The organism is Burkholderia sp. 4M9327F10 (genome assembly GCF_005503145.1).
Taxonomy (GTDB): domain Bacteria; phylum Pseudomonadota; class Gammaproteobacteria; order Burkholderiales; family Burkholderiaceae; genus Paraburkholderia.
This window is the reverse complement of record NZ_SCNV01000007.1, coordinates 77,913-96,505: the sequence shown is the minus strand read 5'-3', so window position 1 is coordinate 96,505 and position 18,593 is coordinate 77,913. Positions and strand designations below refer to the sequence as shown.

Genomic DNA, 18,593 nt, shown 5'->3' with positions numbered 1-18,593 from the left:
GATGACATACCGAGGCCGCTTCGCCCCCTCGCCTACTGGACCGTTGCATTTCGGCTCGCTGGTGAGCGCGCTCGCGAGCTGGCTGGACGCACGCGCCCACGGAGGCGTGTGGCTGGTGAGAATCGAGGACATTGACGGCCCACGCACGGTCCCGGGCGCAGCCGAGGACATTCTGGCGACGCTCGACCAGTTCGGCCTGCACGCGGACGAACCACCCCTATGGCAAAGCGAGCGCACAGCGCGCTACCAGGAGGCGCTGGAACAGCTACGAGGCGCGGGCCTCGTGTATCCATGCGGCTGCACGCGCAAAGAGATCAGCGACTCCCTGCTCAACGCGCACGCCCGCAACACAACGCTTGCATACCCGGGCACATGCCGCGACGGCCTGCATGGCAAACCTGCACGCGCGTGGCGGCTGCGCGTACCGGACGGGGATACAGCGGGGGATACCGCGCAAGGCGCGACAGAAGCGACCGCGAAAAGCGCAACGATCACATTCGACGACCGCTGGCAGGGCACGCAAACGCAGAATTTAGCGACGGAGGTAGGCGACTTCGTGCTGAGGCGAGCGGACGACCAGTGGGCGTATCAACTGGCGGTGGTGGTAGATGACGCAGACGCGGGGATCACGCACATTGTGCGAGGCGCGGACCTATTGGACTCGACGGAGCGGCAGATCTACCTGCAACGCTGCCTGGGCGTAGCCACACCCACATACATGCATGTGCCGGTGGTAACGAACAAGGTGGGCGAGAAGTTAAGCAAGCAGACGGGCGCAACGGCGCTGGACGCGACCCGACCGCTGGAAGCACTGTACGCAGCGGCGGAGCACCTGAAACTGGAGATGAGCCCCACTCCCCACGAGACACTGAAAGGGTTCTACGACGCGGCGACCACGGCGTGGACGAAACGAATCGAGAAGTTGCGCACAACAACAGCGCAATAGCCCAAAAGCAGGAACCGGAGGGAAGAACGACCCAACGGCGGCGCGAAGCGCGCGCTGGAGCGGATGACTGCTGTGTCACTGACGGGGGACTAGGCGAGAGAGGATCTCGTCTCGGACCACTCCGGGTTACATCAAGGGGCGGACACCTACGAGCTGGCGGTGTGAGCCCGCTTTCTTTTGCCTACTTTTCTTTGCGGCGGCAAAGAAAAGTAGGTGCCGCCCCGCACAGGGGCAACGCTAATAAACCGATAACAAAACAAGGAAAGGCCAACACCATAAGAACAACCAAACAACAAAGCGCCGCAGGCAAAGAGAACCGCACGGCAAGTACAAACGAATCCTAGGAAACAAGCAAAATGCTAGAAGTAGACCACCTAAACCAGTACTACGGCGGCAGCCACATCCTCCGCGACGTGAAGTTAACGGTACCGGACGGCAAGCTAACGGTATTACTAGGCCGCAATGGCGTAGGCAAAACAACCCTGCTCCGTTGCCTGATGGGCGTAGTCCCAACAAAAAGCGGCAACATAGCCTGGCGTGGCACGCCACTAACAAAACTCCCGACCTATGCCCGGGTAGCCAACGGCCTCGCCTACGTCCCGCAGGGCCGCGACATCTTCCCGCGCCTAACGGTCGAAGAGAATCTGCTCGTCGGCGCCGCCAGCAAAAAAGCTCCCGCCAAAATCCCCGACCGTATCTACGAGCTATTCCCTGTCCTCAAAGACATGCGCAGCCGCCGCGGCGGCGATCTGTCGGGCGGGCAGCAGCAGCAACTCGCCATCGGCCGCGCCCTCATGAGCGATCCGCAACTCCTCATCCTCGATGAACCCACCGAAGGCATTCAACCTTCCATCATCCAGGACATCGGCCGGACACTGCGTCAACTCGTCGAGGAAATGGGCCTCACCGTGCTCCTCGTCGAGCAGTACTACGATTTCGCAAAGGCCATCGCTGACCGATACTGGGTCATGAGCCGCGGCGAAGTCGTCGCCGGAGGCGAAGGCGCCAACATGGATGCTGACGGCGTTCGCGCCCTCATCGCCGTATAAACACGGCAACACACGTATTTGCGCACCCAGGCGCAGGCGAGCCATATGCGGCAGGTGGTGTGCAAAGCGGCTAGCCGCCGCGATTGCTGCGCGCTTCAATCACCAATCCGCTGCGCCACCAACCTCGCCTGTCCACGCACCGCGAGCGGCACCCTTCGCGTCATGCGCGTGCTGCATGCTATTCTCGCCACATCCCTACCCCATGCAGAGCGTCGCTGCAGGCGGGTTCGCTGTATCGCGAGCGCCAGGGCCACGCGCGATGCAACCATTAAGCAGCCGTCATATGCAGCCTCATTCAGTACACCCGCATGTCGCTTCATGAAAATCACATCACGCTCGCCACTGCGCAATCTGCTGCGCACGCACAATGGCGCGCCAGGCTCGAACTCGGCTTCGCGAAGCAGGGGGCACGCACTACCCTTGCGCATCGTCTGCATGACGGCCCGCTGCGCGTGCAGCGTCCGCTCTACCCCGAGGGTCAGGCGATCTGTCATGCGGTGATCGTGCATCCGCCAGGCGGCGTCGCTGGCGGCGACCAGCTTCATATCGATGTAGCACTCGAGGCCGGCACGCACGCCGTGCTCACCACACCTGGCGCGACCAAGTGGTACAAATCGAACGGGCGCGCCGCGCTGCAGCAAGTCAGCATACGCGTTGGCGCTCATGCGAAGCTCGACTGGCTACCGCAGAACAACATCATCTTCGATCACGCCAACGCTACGCTTGAGTTCACGCTCTCGATGGCCGAAGGCGCCACCGCGCTCGGCTGGGACACCACCCAGCTCGGCCGCCAGGCAGCCGGCGAGCGCTGGTCTGCCGGCTCACTGCGCACGATCTCGCGCATCGTGGGGCCTACTGGGCAATTGCTATGGCTCGAACGCGCCAACCTTGGCGCCGCCGATCCGCTGCGCGAAGCGCCGCAAGGTCTCGCAAACTTTCCCGCCTTCGGCACCTTATGGGCAGTGGGCCCCGCTTGCGACGACGTGCTCGCGGAAACGCTCGGCGCCGAACTCCCGTTCAACGATGCCCTGCGAGCAGCCGCCACCTGCGTCACGCCGGGCGTCGTTCTGATTCGTGCCGTCGCACGTTCGATGGAGTTGCTGCAACGCGCGCTGACCGACTGCTGGCTAAAACTGCGTCCAGCCGTGCACGGCGCCGACGCAGTACCGCTACGAATATGGACAACCTGAAAAGCAGCGAGACGCACAACGCGCCGACTACGCCGGAACCGCATTTCTGAAGCACCCACCATACGCGCCCCACACGCTGCACTCGCCGCAGCGCCGTACCCGACGCGCCCGCCGTACCCGCCGTACCCGCCGTACCCGCCGTACCCGCCGTACCCGACGTACCCGACGCACCCGACGCACCCGACGCACCCGACGCACCCGACGCACCCCAGACAGCATAAGTTCGCGATGCTGCCGACTCGATACAAATGAGCAAGGGGCTAAGAGAGTGAACCGTACCGTGGCGCACGAAGTGCGCTCACGGGATGAATGAGTCCTTTGTCACTGACGGGGGAGGTACGAGAGACGATCTTGTCTCGGACCACTCCGGGTTGATTCAAGAGGTGGACACCTAAGAGCTGGCGGTGTGAGCCCGCTTTCTTTTGCCTACTTTTCTTTGCGGCGGCAAAGAAAAGTAGGTGCCGCCCCGCACAGGGGCAACGCTAATAAACCGATAACAAAACAAGGAAAGGCCAACACAACAGGCACAACAACAAAAACCGCCCCGCAGGCAAAAACCCCAAAAACTACGACGAAGAAGAAGTGCTCTTCCTGGGCATCCCAAACCCACCAAGCAGTGCAGCCAAAGGCTGCTTGGAAGCCGGCTTCTGCGCAGCAGCGACCTCATCCGCTTCATCGACCTTGCGAGCAGAGGAAGGCGAAGGCTCATAGGGCTTAAAGAAGAAATCATCGACGGGCGCTTGCCGATGATGATGCGACCGCTCAAACGACGACGCAGAACCCGAAGAACCAGAAGAAGAACCCGCGCGCCGCCGCGCACCACGCTCTTCACGCTCCCGCCGCGGGCCACGCTCTTCATGATGATGCCGCACAGGCAAATCAACAGTCAGCCGTTGCACATCAAGCGGCCGCTTGATCAGCTTCTCGATATCGGCAAGCTGCTTCTTCTCATTCGGGCTATACAGGGAAAGCGCATCCCCCGAAGCCCCGGCACGCCCGGTGCGCCCAATCCGGTGCACATAATCTTCGGCATTGAACGGCAGGTCGAAGTTAATCACAGCCGGGAGCTCAGCAATATCCAGCCCACGCGCAGCAACATCGGTCGCCACCAGCGCCTCGATCTCGCCGCGCTTAAAAGCATCCAGCGCCTGCATACGCTCGTTCTGGGTACGATCGCCGTGAATCGCAGTCGCCACCACGCCATCACGTTCCAGACTACGCGCGAGGCGGCTCGCGCCGATCTTGCTGTTGCAGAACACGATCACCTGCTTCAGACCGCGCTCGCGAATCAGTTGCACCACCGCACCGGTCTTGTCACCCTCAGCCACTTCATAAACCGTCTGCGTGACATTGGTGGCCGTCGAATTGCTGCGCGCCACCTCGATGGTCTGCGGATTGCGCAGATACGTGGCCGCCAGTTTCTTGATTTCCCCCGAGAACGTCGCGGAGAACAGCAAGGTCTGACGTTCCTTCGGCAGCAGGTTCAGGATGCGCTGCAGATCCGGCAGGAAGCCCATATCGAGCATCCGGTCGGCTTCATCGAGCACCAGCATCTGCACCTGGCCCAGATTGGCCGTCTTCTGCTGCACGTGGTCAAGCAGACGGCCCGGCGTGGCGATCAGAATCTCGACGCCGCGGCGCAGTTGCTCGGACTGCGGATTCATATCCACGCCGCCGAACACCACCGCGCTGCGCAGCGCCGTATGCTTGGCGTAAGCGTGCACGTTGGCGGCAACCTGATCGGCCAGTTCGCGGGTCGGGGTGAGGATCAGGGCGCGCACCGGGTGACGCGCCGGCGAGGCGCTGGTGTTCGCATTCGGCAGCAGGCGCTGGATGATCGGCAGCGAAAAGCTCGCGGTCTTGCCAGTGCCGGTCTGCGCGGCGCCCATGACGTCGCGACCCGCCAGCACGACAGGAATCGCCTGCACCTGGATCGGCGTAGGCGTCGTGTAGCCCTGCTCCGCAATGGCTTTCAGGATGTCGGGCGCAAGGCCAAACTGGTCAAAGGTCGCGGTAGTAGGCGTGACGGCTGTGTCGGACATGGTGGCTTTCGCTAAAAATGCGCCTGCGCGGGGGGCGCGGCTGCGGCCGGGGCCGCGGAGGGCATCAGGATGAAGCGGAGCCACGGCGTGCCGCACGGTACCCGATTTAGTCAGGGAAGGACGCAGCCGGCTCCGGCCGACGGAAACACCCGCCGGAAAGGGCGGTATTGTAGCACTTCAGCAAAAACACTCATGGCGCCCCCGTCCGCTTTCTGCTTACACCGCGCAAAGACAGGCGCCAGGGCGGCCGGACCCGCCACAGGCCCGCACAGACTAGGGTACGCAGACGACAGTCCTGTGACAGCCCGCCAGGACGGCGGCCGCCACCGGCGGCGGGCCGTCCCCCATTAAAATCCGCGAGGCGGCGCTCACCAGGTTTCGCGCATCACCATCAGCCGGCTTTCGGTCATATCCTCGATCGCGTAGCGGATGCCTTCGCGTCCCAGCCCGGAGTCCTTGACGCCGCCATACGGCATGTTGTCCACCCGGAACGACGGCACGTCGTTGATCACCACCCCGCCCACGTCGAGCCGGTCCCATGCCTGATGGGCATGAGCGAGCGAATCGGTAAACACGCCGGCCTGCAGGCCAAAGTCGCTATTGTTGACGGCTTCAAGCGCCGCGCCGAAGTCGTCGAAGCGCTCCAGAATCGCCACGGGACCGAACGCTTCCTTGCGGTACAGGTCCGAATCGCGCTTCACGTTTTCGAGCAGCGTCGCCTCGAACATCGCACCTTCCACCTTGCCGCCCGCCACGATCTGCGCGCCGTCGAGCACCGCGCTTTCCATCCAGCCGGCCAGACGCTTCGACTCCGACTCGGAGATCATCGGCCCAACAAAGGTCTTCTCTTGCTTCGGATCGCCCATGATCAGCGAGCGGGTCTTCGCAATCAGCTTGTCGCGCAGCGCGTCGTAGATGCCCGCATGCACCAGGATCCGCTGCACGCCGATACAGCTTTGCCCCGACTGATAGAACGCGCCGAACGCGAGCCGGTCGACTACGTAATCGAGCTTGCCGCCCTGGTCGCCGTCGACGATCGCCGCCGCGTTGCCGCCCAGCTCCAGAATCACCTTCTTCTTGCCGGCCTTTTTCTTCAGATCCCAGCCTACCGCCGGCGAACCGGTAAACGACAGCAGCTTGAAGCGCTCGTCGGTGGTGAACAGGTCGGCGCCGTCGCGGTGGGCCGGCAGGATCGAAAACGCGCCCTTGGGCAGGTCCGTTTCCGCGAGAATCTCGCCCATGATCAGCGCCCCGACTGGCGTGCGGCTGGCCGGCTTCAGCACGAACGGCACGCCCACGGCCAGCGCCGGCGCCACCTTGTGGGCGGTCAGGTTGAGCGGAAAATTGAACGGCGAGATGAATGAGCAGGGCCCGATCGGCACGCGCTTCACGTAGCCGTGATAGCCCTTGGCGCGCGGCGAAATCTCCAGATTGATGATCTCGCCGTCGATGCGCACCGCCTCTTCCGCCGCCACCTTGAAGGTATCGATCAGCCGCGTGACTTCGCCGCGCGAATCGTTGATCGGCTTGCCGGCTTCGATGCATAGCGCCATCGCCAGTTCGTCGTAGCGCTCGCGGAACCGGCTCACGCAGTGTTCGAGCACCGCCTGGCGCTTGAACGGCGGATACTCGCGCATGGCGGGCATCGCCTCGACGGCGTAGCCGATCGCCTTGTCGATCGCGGCGGCGTCGGCCATCGCAACGCGCGTGGCCACCTCGCCGGTGAACTTGTCGGTGACTTCGAGATCGGTGTTGGCCGCCACGGCAACATTCGCGAGGTAGTACGGGTAAGTCTTTTGCAACATGACACGTTCTCCTTGATGCGGTCTGGTCCAAGCCACTTCCCTCTTCCAACCGGTAGCACCCGGTAGCACCCGGCAGCACCGGCAGCAACCCGTCGAAACCGGCCACATGCGGCAAGCCGCATGCCCCGGCGGGCGTCACAGGGCGGGGCTCACAGTTGCGCGCTCAGGCGCTTGATCTCACGGTTAAGCACACGCTCGTTGTCGGAATAGTCGATCGGCAGATCGATCACGTGCACACCCGGCGTGGCGAAGCATTCACGCAGGAGCGGTGCAAATTCGTCCGCCGATGAAATGCGATGGCCCTGCGCCCCATAGCTCTGTGCGTAGGCAACGAAATCGGGATTTTTCAGCGTCATCCCGTAGTCGGGGAAATTCATGTTCTCCTGCTTCCAGCGGATCATGCCGAAGGCGTCGTCACGCAGGATCAGCACCACCAGGTCGAGCTTCAGACGCACCGCCGTTTCGAGCTCCTGCGAATTCATCATGAAACCGCCGTCGCCGCACACGGCCATGACCTTGCGGTCCGGGTGCACGATCTTGGTCGCGATCGCCGAGGGTAGGCCGGCCCCCATCGACGCCAGGGCGTTGTCGAGCAGCAGCGAATTCGGCTCATGCGCACGGTAGTAGCGCGCGAACCAGATCTTGTACATGCCGTTGTCCAGACACACGATGCCGTCCACCGGCGTCGTTTCGTAGACATCGTTGACGATCCGCACCGGGTACATCGGAAAGCGCGCGTCGAGCTGACCTTTGACGAGATGCTCTTCGAAGTGCTGCTTGATCTCCTTGAAGCGCGAAAAGTCCCAGTGCTCCTGCCGCTGTTTCAGGCTCTCTTTCAGTTGCCACACCGCATTGGCGATGTCGCCAACCACTTCGATCTGCGGGAAATACACCGGATCGACTTCGGCGCCGAGAAAATTCACGTGAATCACGGTCTTCTCGCCCGAGTCGGCGCCGCGCATGAAGAACGGCGGCTTCTCGATCACGTCGTGACCCACATTGATGATGCAGTCCGCGTGGTCGATGGCGCGATGCACGAAATCGCCGTCGGACAGCGTGGCGTTGCCGAGCCACATGGGATGCGATTCGTCGATCACGCCCTTGCCCATCTGCGTCGTGAAGAACGGAATGCCGATCTGGTCCACGAACTCGCGCAGCATCTTGGTGGTGGTCTTGCGATTGCCGCCCGCACCGATCATCAGGAGCGGATGCCTCGCGTGGGTGATCGCCTCCACGGCCCGCGCAATCGCCTTCTCCTCGGCCACCGGCCGGCGGCTATAGCTCTTGGGAATCGGCTTGCCGTCGCCCTCTTCGTCGGCGACGTCCTCAGGCAGTTCCAGATGAGTCGCACCGGGCCGCTCTTCCTCGGCCTGACGGAACGCCTCGCGCACCAGGGCCGGGATATTGCCTATCGAGACGATCTGCCGCGTGTACTTGGTGAGCGGCTCCATCATCCGCACCACGTCGACAATCTGGAAGTGCCCCTGCTTGCTGGTCTTGATCGGCTTCTGACCGGTGACCATCAACATCGGCATGCCGCCCAGTTGCGCGTAGGCGGCAGCGGTGACTAAGTTCGTCGCACCCGGCCCGAGCGTCGACAGGCACACCCCGGTGCGGCCGGTGAGACGCCCATAGGTTGCCGCCATGAAACCGGCGGCCTGCTCGTGGCGCGTGAGAACCAGCTTGACTTTGGAGCGGCGCAGCGACTCGAGGAGATCGAGATTTTCTTCCCCTGGAATGCCGAACACATACTCGACACCTTCAGCTTCCAGCGACTTGACGAACAGATCCGATGCTTTCATTGAGAGTCTCGCTTGACGAACGAGCGCGGACGGCACGCCCACGCAGTGGGATCCGGGAACGGAAGATCGAAGACGATGACACGCGCGGCCACGCGCAAAGCGGTAGCCGCGTCGAACAGCTTACTACCTGGGAGAAAAAACTGCTCGCAAATGGGCAAGGCCGGCCGTTGTGCGGCGATGCGGCATGAAGAGGGCGGGGATCGGCGCGGCGGCCGGGAGGCGGTCTGGATGCCTGACTGCGCGGGCGGTGTGGCTGACGGTGCGGCTGACGGTGGCCCGGCGGCCACGCCGACCGCCTACCACCGACGGCCTACCGTACTATCGTCACGCAGTCGGACAGAACCGGCGGCGCATTCTCACCCGCCGTCGCATCGTACAGGTCTGCGCGCGGCCCCTTGGTCCACCATGTGTAGCTGCCGGCCTGGTACTTCGCGCCGGAAGCGGAGAGCGTGTTGACGAACAGCATAGGCTGTCCCTTGACGGGCACAAGCGCAAAGCTCTGCCCGTTGGCGGCATTCCAGTAAGTGACCTGCAGGATCTTGCCGGTAGCACAGGTGTATTTGTGGGTCTGGCGGTCTTTCGTCTGAATTTCAGCAAGGCGCAAAGGCGCGGCCCACGCGCCGGAGATTGCCGCGGCCATGCCCAGCAAACCTGTTAGCGCCACGAGCCATGTTTTCATCCGGTTCCTCGCCTATGGATCGATCGCATCGGCGCACGCGTCCGTCGGCGCGGCCGCCACGTGGCCGACCACCGGCACAATCTTCAATCCGGCTGAAGCGACGCGGCACGGTGCGGCGGCAAGGCCGCAGCCGGCCAACCCGGCGCACAGGACCACCAGCACGCCCAGCGCTCCAAGGCGAGCTGGCTTGCGAAGCCACACAATCTTGCGGGTGTCCGACTTCATGGGTACGACTCCTGCTATTAATGCGGCAACGCCTCGCGCAAAGCTTACTGCGTCGAGACCGGACGCACCGCCGCGGCCGCCTGCTTGGCCCGCGCACGCGCCTCGCCGGTGTCCGCGCCGGTGGCAAGCGCCACGCCCATGCGGCGCTTGACGAAGCTCTCGGGCTTGCCGAACAGCCGCAGATCGGCCTCCGGCACGGCCAGCGCAGTGGCCACGCCTTCAAATGCGATGGCGGCCTCGTCCAGCCCGCCGTAGATCACCGCCGACGCCCCAGGCGAGCGCAGCGACGTATCCACCGGCAAACCGAGAATCGCGCGCGCGTGCAGTTCGAACTCTGAAAAACGTTGCGAGCACAGCGTGACGAGACCCGTGTCGTGCGGACGCGGACTCACCTCCGAAAACCATACGTCATCGCCGCGCACGAAAAGTTCCACGCCGAACAGCCCTCGCCCGCCGAGCGCCGCAGTCACCTTGTGGGCGATTTCGCGCGAACGCTCGAGCGCGAGCGGGCTCATCGGCTGCGGCTGCCACGATTCGACGTAGTCGCCGGCGACCTGCACATGGCCGATCGGATCGCAGAAGTAAGTGCTCGTGTCAGCCGAGGCCGGGTCGATTGCGCGCACCGTCAATTGGGTAATTTCGTACTCGAAGTCGATAAAGCCTTCGACGATCACCCGGCCATGATTGACGCGGCCACCGGCCATCGCGTACTGCCAGGCCGGTTCGACGTCGGCCTCGCTCTTCAATACCGACTGGCCCTTGCCCGAGGACGACATCACCGGTTTTACGACGCACGGATAACCGACCTTGGCGATGCCGGCCTTCAGTTCCTCGAGCGAATCGGCGAACGCGTACGGCGAAGTCGGCAAGCCGAGTTCTTCCGCAGCGAGGCGCCGGATGCCTTCGCGGTTCATGGTCAATTGCGTGGCGCGTGCGGTGGGGATGACCTCCGCAAGACGGTCGGACTCGATGGCGGCGAGCGCATCGGTCGCAATGGCTTCGATCTCCGGCACGATCAGATCCGGCCGCTCCAGTTCGACGAGCGCGCGCAAAGCCGCACGGTCGGTCATGTCGATCACGTGGGCTCGGTGCGCGACCTGATGACCCGGCGCGTTCGGATAACGGTCGACCGCGATCACTTCCACGCCGAGGCGCTGCAACGCGATGATCACTTCCTTGCCCAGCTCGCCCGCTCCCAGCAGCATGACGCGCGTGGCCGAGTTCGAAAGCGGGGTGCCGATCCGTTGGCCGATCTGCATGGGGTCTCCAGAAAAATGTCGGATGAGATGGAATGGGTAGATCAGCAATGTTAACATGCGCAACCTCTGCACCGGGCGTCGCGCAGTGAGCGCTCGCGTGCGGCAACCTGAGTGCGTTACCCTTACGCCTTCGTCAGTTTGAAGAGGATCGACGCCATGTTCCCAACGTCTCCAGCGCGACGTGTTGCGCGTCTCGTTGCAGCGCGTGTTGCAGCCGGCGCCACCGTCCGTGCCACCGCGATTGCCGCGGTTCTTGCGCCCCGTGCGCCCCGTGCGCCCCGCTCGCCCCGTGCTGCGCGCCTTGCGGACCGCTTTGCGCCGCGCGCTGCGCAGTTGCGCACGCACGCCCGCACCATGCTCGCCGCGCTGGGCGTCGCCACGCTGCTGGCCGCCTGCTCGATGCCGACCCATCCGGATGACAAGGCGCCGCCGCCCGACCCGTTCAACCCGGCGGCAACCCAATTGCTGGACGACACGGCGTGGGATCTCACAAGCTGGAAGCAGGCGGACGGCACGTTGCGCGATGTCCCCAGCGGCATCACGCTGGCCCTCTCGACGGCCTCCGGCCAGCGCCGCGCCAGCGGCTTCTCCGGATGCAACCGCTACATGGGCACATACGGACTGAAAGACGGCAAGCTGAGCTTCGGCCCGCTGGCCGGCACGCGCATGGCCTGCCCGACGCCGGGCGGCGAGATCGAAGGCGCCTATCTCGACGCGCTGGCGCACATCGACCGCACCGGCGTGCAAATGCGCGCGCCGCAGGAGATGCAGTTGATTCTCGAGGACGGCGACACGCTGACCTTCGCGCGGCACGCACCATGAGCAAGCGGACGGCCGGCTGCCCGAGCATCGCCGCAGCCCGCGCCGGCCGTTCCGTCCGGGCCGCTCACCGGGCGGTTTTTCAATCAGGCGCAAATTCTCGCGCGCCTGTCTTCAAAGCGTTACGCTTTGCCGGTTTAAACTCGACGGATTGCGTTTTCGCGGATCCGTCATTCGTTGATGTCTAGCATGCACACGGTAGTTTTCGGCTGGTTCGGCGGGTCGGCCGTCTGGTTCATTCCTCTTTTGTGGCGTCTCGTGAAGTCTGTGCTGCCAGGCGGCGTCGGCCTGCGCGGGCCCGGCACGATCCGCCTGTGGCTCGGCTTTATCTGCGTCCTTGCGGCAAGTTGCACGCTGGAGGCTTCGCTGGTCGGCATCGCGGGCGTCGACGGCCTCGGGCATGCGCTCGCGGCCGGTCTGGGCCGGCTGCTCGGCCATATCGGCACGCCGCTCGTGATGCTCGCGCTGCTGCTCCTGAGCCTGCCGTGGCTGCTCGAGTTTCGCTGGAGCGGCGTCGCCATGTGGGCCGATGGCGCCTTCGGCTTGGGCCTCGCCCGCGGGCCCGCAAAGCGTGATGAGGAGGCGCGCCGGCGCAGCAGCGTCGACGACACGCTGCCGGCCTACGCGTCGACTCCGGCCAACACGATGGCCCCGAAGAGCAAGGGCCGCTACGCGCGTCCGACCGTTTGGCGGCCGCCGGCTGCGACGCGTGGCGCGGCGGGTGCGGGTGCTGCTGGCGCTGCCGGCCTGGCGGGTGCGACAGGCGCGAAGGATGCCTTTGCAGGCGATTCGCGCACGGGCGCGGCGACGGGCAACGCAAGCTGGCAGACGCGGACGCAGCCGTCGCGATCCCCGGCGGCTGTACCTGAGAATGATGGACGGATGCGGGCCGGCACGCCGGTTCGGCGCGCCGGCGGCACTGCGGCACCGGCGCAAAAGTCCGGCACGCCTCTGGATAAACCTGCGCCGTGGGCGCCTGCTGAACCGGTCGCACCAGCGGAATGGTTGCGCGTGCCGTCGCCGTCACCGGCGCGCGGGGCCGCAGCCATCTCCGCCGCCGCTGCGGGTGCGAGTGAAGCCGCTGCGGCGTCGAAAGGACTGATTCCGAGCCGGGGCATGCCCGGCGCAGCGCCGACGGGCGCCATGACGAACGCTCAACGCACGCCGTCGATTCAACCGATGCCGCCGCGTCAGGGTCCGGCTGTGGCGAGTTCTCCTCCGGGCGTAGCGCGCCATGCCGCACCGCCCTCACCGAAGGCGACGCCGGCGACGATGCAAACGCCACGGCCCGCCAACGCCACAGCACAGGCACGTCCGCCAGCGAGCGCCGCAGCGGTTACGCCCCGGCGCCCTGGTGCGCCTCAACGTGTACAGCCGCCGAGTTTTTCCCGTCCGGCGGCAACGACTCAGCACGTCAACCCGCCCGCCAGCGTGCAGGAAACCTTGCGCAACATCGAAGAGAATGCGGCGCGCTGGACTACGATCGCGGGCGCGAGCCTCGCTCGACGCAGCGGCGCCGAGACGGTCAAACTGGCAAACGATACGTCGGCATCGCCGGACGCAGCGCAGCCGGTTGGCCCGACTGCCGCAACCGGGGCGCCCGCGCTGCCTGAAGCGCCTGTTACTCCCGCCGACGCAGAGCCTGCTGGCGAGGCCGCCGCGCTTGTACCGGCCGCGCCTGCCGCACCGGCGGCACCGGCCGCACACACCGCACACACCGCACACACCGCACACACCGAGACTGCCGAGACTGCCGAGACGGTAAACTGGCCGATCATGCCGCCCACGGCAACGCATTTCGCTGCGGGAGACCCGCTCGAACAGGTCGCGGCAAATACGCCGGCAGTGAGCGCAACGCAGCCCGCCGCTGAGGCAGCGCCAGATTGGCCGCGCGACATCGAACCGCCCCACGCCACTGCGGTTTCAGCAGCACATGACGCCCCCCTGCCCCACCACGATCCGGTCGGGCAGGCGGCCACGCTCGATGTTGCAAGCCCGGCAATTGAAACCGAAGCCGGGGCCGCTCCGATCATCGCGACACATGCCGAACCAGCCGCGGCGGTCTCTGCAAGCCTCGTGCAGAACGCGACACAAGCAGCAACCGGCGTGACGCACGCGCCTGCGGCTGAAGTGATTATCGACAAGGCACTGGTGCCGTGGGAAACGGCGATTGATGCTGCCGCTGCGCTTCGCGCCGCATCGCCGCCGGCGACACCTATAGCGCCCATTCAGGCAGAACCCATCGCGTCAGTGCCCGCGCCTGCGCCTGTGTCTACAGCACCCACACTGGCAAGCGCGCCGACGCCGGCGCAGGCCCCCGACATTGCGACGGCCCCTGCCCCATCGAACGTTGTCCGCTTCCCCGGCTTCGCCGCGGCGAACGTGGCAAATCAAGCGCCACACGATACGGCGGCCCCGTTCAAGCCAGCCGTCGAGCGCCACGAGCCTGCTCCCTGGGACTCCGGCGACGCCCTCGACGACCCGCGTACCGAAAGCACAGCCGTTCACCCGGCACACGACGAGTCCGACGAACCCGACAACGACGAATTCATCGACGAACGCACTCCCGTCGATACCCTCGCCGCCCCCGCTGCACTCGCCCTGCCGCGCAGCGAACCGGCGAACGAACCGGTCGCTCCGCGCGCGCCGGTGCGCGGCCACGCGCCGACCGTGTTCGAATTCCACGCGCCGGCGGCATCGATGGTCGAACTGCCGACCCTCGACCTGCTCGCACGCGCCGACACGAACATCGAACCCGTCTCCGAAGAACGGCTCGCCGAAACCGGCCTGCTGATCGAACAGCGCCTGCAGGAGTTCAAGGTGCCGGTGACCGTGGTAGGCGCCTCCGCCGGCCCGGTGATCACGCGCTTTGAAGTCGAACCCGCACTCGGCGTGCGCGGCAGCCAGATCGTCGGCCTGATGAAGGACCTCTCGCGCGGCCTCGGCCTCACCTCGATCCGCGTAGTCGAAACGATTCCCGGCAAGACCTGCATGGGCCTCGAATTGCCGAACGCCAAGCGGCAGACGATCCGCCTGTCGGAAATCCTCGAAGCCAACGTCTACCAGCACTCGCACTCGATGCTCACGCTCGCAATGGGCAAGGACATCACCGGCCATCCCGTCGTCGCCGACCTGGCCAAGGCGCCGCACATGCTGGTGGCCGGCACGACCGGCTCGGGCAAGTCGGTGGCGATCAACGCGATGATCGTCTCGCTGCTCTACAAGGCGACGCCCGAGGACGTGCGTCTCATCATGATCGACCCGAAGATGCTCGAACTGTCGGTCTACGAAGGGATTCCGCATCTGCTCGCGCCGGTCGTCACCGACATGAAGCTCGCCGCCAACGCGCTCAACTGGTGCGTCGGCGAAATGGAGAAGCGCTACCGGCTGATGTCGGCAGTGGGTGTGCGCAATCTCGCGGGCTTCAACCAGAAAATCCGCGATGCCGAAGCGGCCGGCAAGAAGCTCGGCAATCCGTTCTCGCTGACGCCGGAAGCACCGGAGCCGCTTGCCACGCTGCCGCTGATCGTGGTCGTGATCGACGAGCTGGCCGACCTGATGATGGTGGCCGGCAAGAAGATCGAAGAGCTGATCGCGCGTCTCGCACAGAAGGCCCGTGCGGCCGGCATCCACCTGATCCTTGCGACGCAGCGTCCATCGGTCGACGTCATCACCGGTCTGATCAAGGCTAACATCCCGACCCGGGTCGCCTTCCAGGTGTCCTCGAAGATCGACTCGCGCACGATTCTCGACCAGATGGGCGCCGAATCGCTGCTCGGCCAGGGCGACATGCTGTTCCTGCCGCCGGGCACCGGGTACCCGCAGCGCGTGCACGGCGCGTTCGTCGCCGACGAGGAAGTGCACCGGATCGTCGAGTACCTGAAGCAGTTCGGCGAGCCGCAATACGAGGAAGGGATTCTCGACGGCCCCGCCAGCGAAGGCGCGACCCAGGACCTGTTCGGCGACGCGCCCGATGCCGAGGCCGACCCGCTCTACGACGAGGCCGTTGCCTTCGTGGTGCGCACGCGGCGCGCGTCGATCTCGTCGGTGCAGCGGCAATTGCGCATCGGCTACAACCGCGCGGCGCGCCTCGTGGAGCAGATGGAGACCGCGGGCCTGGTGTCCTCAATGGGCATCAACGGCAGCCGTGAAGTGCTTGCGCCTGGACCCGCAGAGTAAGCGGCGGCCACCGCTTCAATGAAACGGGCCTCGGAAGCATGCATGCTTCCGAGGCCCGTTTTGCTTGTGGCGCTTCGGGCGCGTCCGGCCGCGCCTTGCTCTATGCACGTCTTACGCCACGGCATCGCGCAGCCGGATGCCGCTGCGTGATGCCCCCGCTGTTACGACGGCGACACCAGCTTGAAGTCCACCGGCGAGCCGATATCGATCCGCTTCGGATTCGCTTCGAGCAAGCCGGTCTGCTGATCGCGCCTGAACACATAGACGGTGTCGCTGTTCTGATTGCCGACGATCAGCCAGTTCCCCGTCGGATCGATGGCGAATTCGCGCGGCGACTTGCCAAGGCTCGATTGCCGGCCCACCAGCTTAAGATGGCCATTGGCCGGATCAACCGCGAAGATCACAATCTGGTTCGCGTCGCCGCGGTTGCTTGCGTAGAGGAATCGCCCATCCGGCGACAGATGGATCGCCGCTGCCCCCACCTGCCCCTTGAAGCCCGGCTCGGTAAGCGGTGACACCTGCAACAGCGTGAGCCGGCCGTCGTTATAGCGGAACGTGCTGACCGTAGCCGCCAGTTCGCTCGTCAGATACGCGTATTTGCCGTCGGGGCCGAACACCAGATGACGCGGGCCGCTGCCGGCTTTCACATCGGTATAGCGCCACTCGGTAGGACCGAACAGGCCGCGGCTGCCATCGGGCGTATAGCGGTATGAATACAACTTGTCCGCGCCGAGGTCCTGGGCGAACAGGTATTGGCCGTCCGGCGAAAACACCGTCGAGTGCACATGCGCGTTGTCCTGGCGCCCCTTCACCGGGCCACTGCCGTCATGATGCACGGTCAGCACCGCCTGCCCCACCTGGCCGTCTGCCTGCAGCGGGAATACCGCGAAGCTGCCGCCCGGATCGGCCGCCACCGAGTAGTTCGCCGTCAGCAGATACTTGCCGTCCGGCGAGATCTTCAGATAGCACGGGTCGTTGCCTTCCGACGATACGTGGTTGAGAAACGTCAACTGGCCGCTCGCCGGATCGAAGCCGAACGCGCTGATGCCGCCGCGTTGCGAAGCAGGACCATTGTCGCCAGGCAGTTCGTTGACGGCATACACATGACGGCGGTCGCTGCTCACCACCAGATACGACGGGTTGACCGTCTTCGCCACCGACACGGGCGTGGCCTCGCCGGTCTTCGTATCGAAGCGGTAGACGTAGATGCCTTCGCTCTTGCCGCCCGTATAGGTGCCGACAAGCATGTCGTAGACACCGTCGGCCGGCGCCGGACCGGCGTCCTGGGCAAACGCATGTGAAGCGGCAATCGAGACCATAAGCACGAAACCTTTTATTATCGAACGGGCGGACCACGCAGGCCGCGCGGACCCTATCCTCGCGGTTTTGCTGGCGGGCTGAAGTGAAGACTGGCGCGCGGCACGAACGGCGGCTCGGTCACTACGATGCATGTCAACCTCCTGAACATCGGGTTATTCGGTTTTGTTGATGTCGCTGGTCTGCCAGGCGCTCGAGGACATCCGCCTGGGAACCCCAGGGGCTGAAACCCTCTTGGTTACCGCCGCAAGTATAGAAGATAGAAGCAAAGCGTTGAGGCGGACCGCGCAGCATACGGCCCGCCTGAATCCCTTCCTGCACCCGTCTCACCACTCGGAGTTTTCATGAACGTCACATTCAGTCTGGGCCCAGTCGTTTCCCTGATCGCCGGTATTCTCATCCTCGTGACGCCGCGTCTCTTGAACTACATCGTCGCGCTCTATCTGATCATCATCGGAATCATTGGGATTTTCGGCGTGGGGGCGTCCCATTTCTGAATCTTGACCACCGCCGTTCGGGAAACCCGACATGGAATGCGAACTGTGCGCAGGGACTACGCCCAGCCAGATGGGCATGCCTCGACCGCACGCTGCTCCCAGGAGACATGAGGCATGAGGCATGAGGTGCGCAGCATGCGGCATGTGGCTTGCAGCGCAGAAAGCCGGGCCGAACTCAGCCCCAGGTCCAACACATGGCTTAACCGTGTGAATGACCTGCGTGGCTTCCGCTGCGCGGCTTGCTCAGAGGTTGCCCGGCACTGGGCCGGGGGCTTACCCGTTGGCGAGCTGTTCAAGCCTCAGCCGCCCCTGCAGGGACAGGCTGCCGACGGCATAATGGCCGTCACCCTCGCGGACGCGCTTGAAGCAGGCCCGTTCGATCAGGAAGAAGGCGGCGGTCCGCATCCCGTTGCGGGAGAGGCCCAGACTGCTGGCATCGAGCGCCAGCATCGAATCGTCGGCCAGTTCGCTGGCCGCTGAGAGAATGGTGATGCAATCGGATTTCGACGGGTTCAGCATGGCTTTCATCCTCGAAAACAGTATTGACGTGCGCGATGGACCGGCGTCCCCACACCTGCCGCCCGACCCTCGCCCATCTACTCGAAATCCGATTGTAGACAGCGTTATCTCAAAATACCAAGGCCACTTTGTCCATGCGGGATGCTGAACCAAAATGCATCGCACCGGTCCGGTAATAACAACATCCCAGTGAGTTCCTGGCGTACGCTTTACACGCCTTGCTTATTCGATCACTTGTTTGCCCGCTTATTTGCCCACTCCCCGT

At 64.6% G+C, this 18,593-nt stretch carries 14 protein-coding genes; 6 read left to right on the top strand and 8 right to left on the bottom strand.

Annotation, left to right across the window (positions count from 1 at the left end):
* The first annotated feature begins 1 nt into the window (after position 1).
* From gluQRS to FFS45_RS09840, 3 genes are all read left to right on the top strand, one after another.
* The gene (gene gluQRS / locus FFS45_RS09850) at positions 2-946 is read left to right on the top strand and encodes a tRNA glutamyl-Q(34) synthetase GluQRS (RefSeq protein ID WP_137954449.1); all 945 of its coding nucleotides are present in this window, start codon (positions 2-4) and stop codon (positions 944-946) included.
* A gap of 356 nt (positions 947-1,302) precedes the next feature.
* Entirely contained in the window at positions 1,303-1,995 is a 693-nt protein-coding gene (urtE, locus tag FFS45_RS09845) for an urea ABC transporter ATP-binding subunit UrtE (protein WP_137954448.1), read from the top strand.
* A gap of 308 nt (positions 1,996-2,303) precedes the next feature.
* A complete protein-coding gene (locus tag FFS45_RS09840; RefSeq protein ID WP_137954447.1) occupies positions 2,304-3,185 on the top strand; it encodes an urease accessory protein UreD in 882 nt (293 codons plus the stop codon).
* 566 nt (positions 3,186-3,751) lie between these two features.
* Here the strand turns inward: FFS45_RS09840 and FFS45_RS09835 are convergent.
* The 6 genes from FFS45_RS09835 to purT all read right to left on the bottom strand — a co-directional run bounded on the left by FFS45_RS09835 (position 3,752) and on the right by purT (position 10,997).
* Positions 3,752-5,227, bottom strand: a complete 1,476-nt coding sequence (locus tag FFS45_RS09835; protein ID WP_137954446.1) for a DEAD/DEAH box helicase — start codon at positions 5,225-5,227, stop codon at positions 3,752-3,754.
* Between the two features lie 368 nt (positions 5,228-5,595).
* Entirely contained in the window at positions 5,596-7,032 is a 1,437-nt protein-coding gene (locus tag FFS45_RS09830) for an aldehyde dehydrogenase family protein (RefSeq protein WP_137954445.1), read from the bottom strand.
* A gap of 149 nt (positions 7,033-7,181) precedes the next feature.
* Positions 7,182-8,834: an acetolactate synthase large subunit gene (locus tag FFS45_RS09825; protein WP_137954444.1), complete on the bottom strand. Its 1,653-nt coding sequence runs from the start codon at positions 8,832-8,834 to the stop codon at positions 7,182-7,184.
* 310 nt (positions 8,835-9,144) lie between these two features.
* Complete coding sequence (locus tag FFS45_RS09820; RefSeq protein ID WP_137954443.1) at positions 9,145-9,513, bottom strand: MliC family protein; 369 nt, start codon at positions 9,511-9,513, stop codon at positions 9,145-9,147.
* 12 nt (positions 9,514-9,525) lie between these two features.
* On the bottom strand, positions 9,526-9,738 hold the full coding sequence (locus tag FFS45_RS09815; RefSeq protein ID WP_137954442.1) for a DUF6726 family protein: 213 nt from the start codon (positions 9,736-9,738) through the stop codon (positions 9,526-9,528).
* A 44-nt stretch (positions 9,739-9,782) separates the two neighbouring features.
* Complete coding sequence (gene purT, locus FFS45_RS09810; RefSeq protein ID WP_137954441.1) at positions 9,783-10,997, bottom strand: formate-dependent phosphoribosylglycinamide formyltransferase; 1,215 nt, start codon at positions 10,995-10,997, stop codon at positions 9,783-9,785.
* Between the two features lie 354 nt (positions 10,998-11,351).
* On the opposite strand from purT, the gene FFS45_RS09805 reads away from it, so the two are divergent.
* The gene (locus FFS45_RS09805; RefSeq protein WP_137954576.1) at positions 11,352-11,819 is read left to right on the top strand and encodes an META domain-containing protein; all 468 of its coding nucleotides are present in this window, start codon (positions 11,352-11,354) and stop codon (positions 11,817-11,819) included.
* 186 nt (positions 11,820-12,005) lie between these two features.
* Positions 12,006-15,995: a DNA translocase FtsK gene (locus tag FFS45_RS42735; protein ID WP_137954440.1), complete on the top strand. Its 3,990-nt coding sequence runs from the start codon at positions 12,006-12,008 to the stop codon at positions 15,993-15,995.
* Between the two features lie 161 nt (positions 15,996-16,156).
* On the opposite strand, the gene FFS45_RS09795 is transcribed toward FFS45_RS42735, so the two are convergent.
* On the bottom strand, positions 16,157-17,314 hold the full coding sequence (locus FFS45_RS09795; protein WP_137954439.1) for a lactonase family protein: 1,158 nt from the start codon (positions 17,312-17,314) through the stop codon (positions 16,157-16,159).
* A 342-nt stretch (positions 17,315-17,656) separates the two neighbouring features.
* Between FFS45_RS09795 and FFS45_RS09790 the strand changes: the two genes are divergently transcribed.
* Entirely contained in the window at positions 17,657-17,809 is a 153-nt protein-coding gene (locus FFS45_RS09790) for a DUF3096 domain-containing protein (protein WP_090688297.1), read from the top strand.
* A gap of 273 nt (positions 17,810-18,082) precedes the next feature.
* Here FFS45_RS09790 and FFS45_RS09785 read toward each other — a convergent pair whose 3' ends face one another.
* Positions 18,083-18,328, bottom strand: a complete 246-nt coding sequence (locus FFS45_RS09785) for a hypothetical protein (protein ID WP_137954438.1) — start codon at positions 18,326-18,328, stop codon at positions 18,083-18,085.
* Between the last annotated feature and the right edge of the window lie 265 nt (positions 18,329-18,593).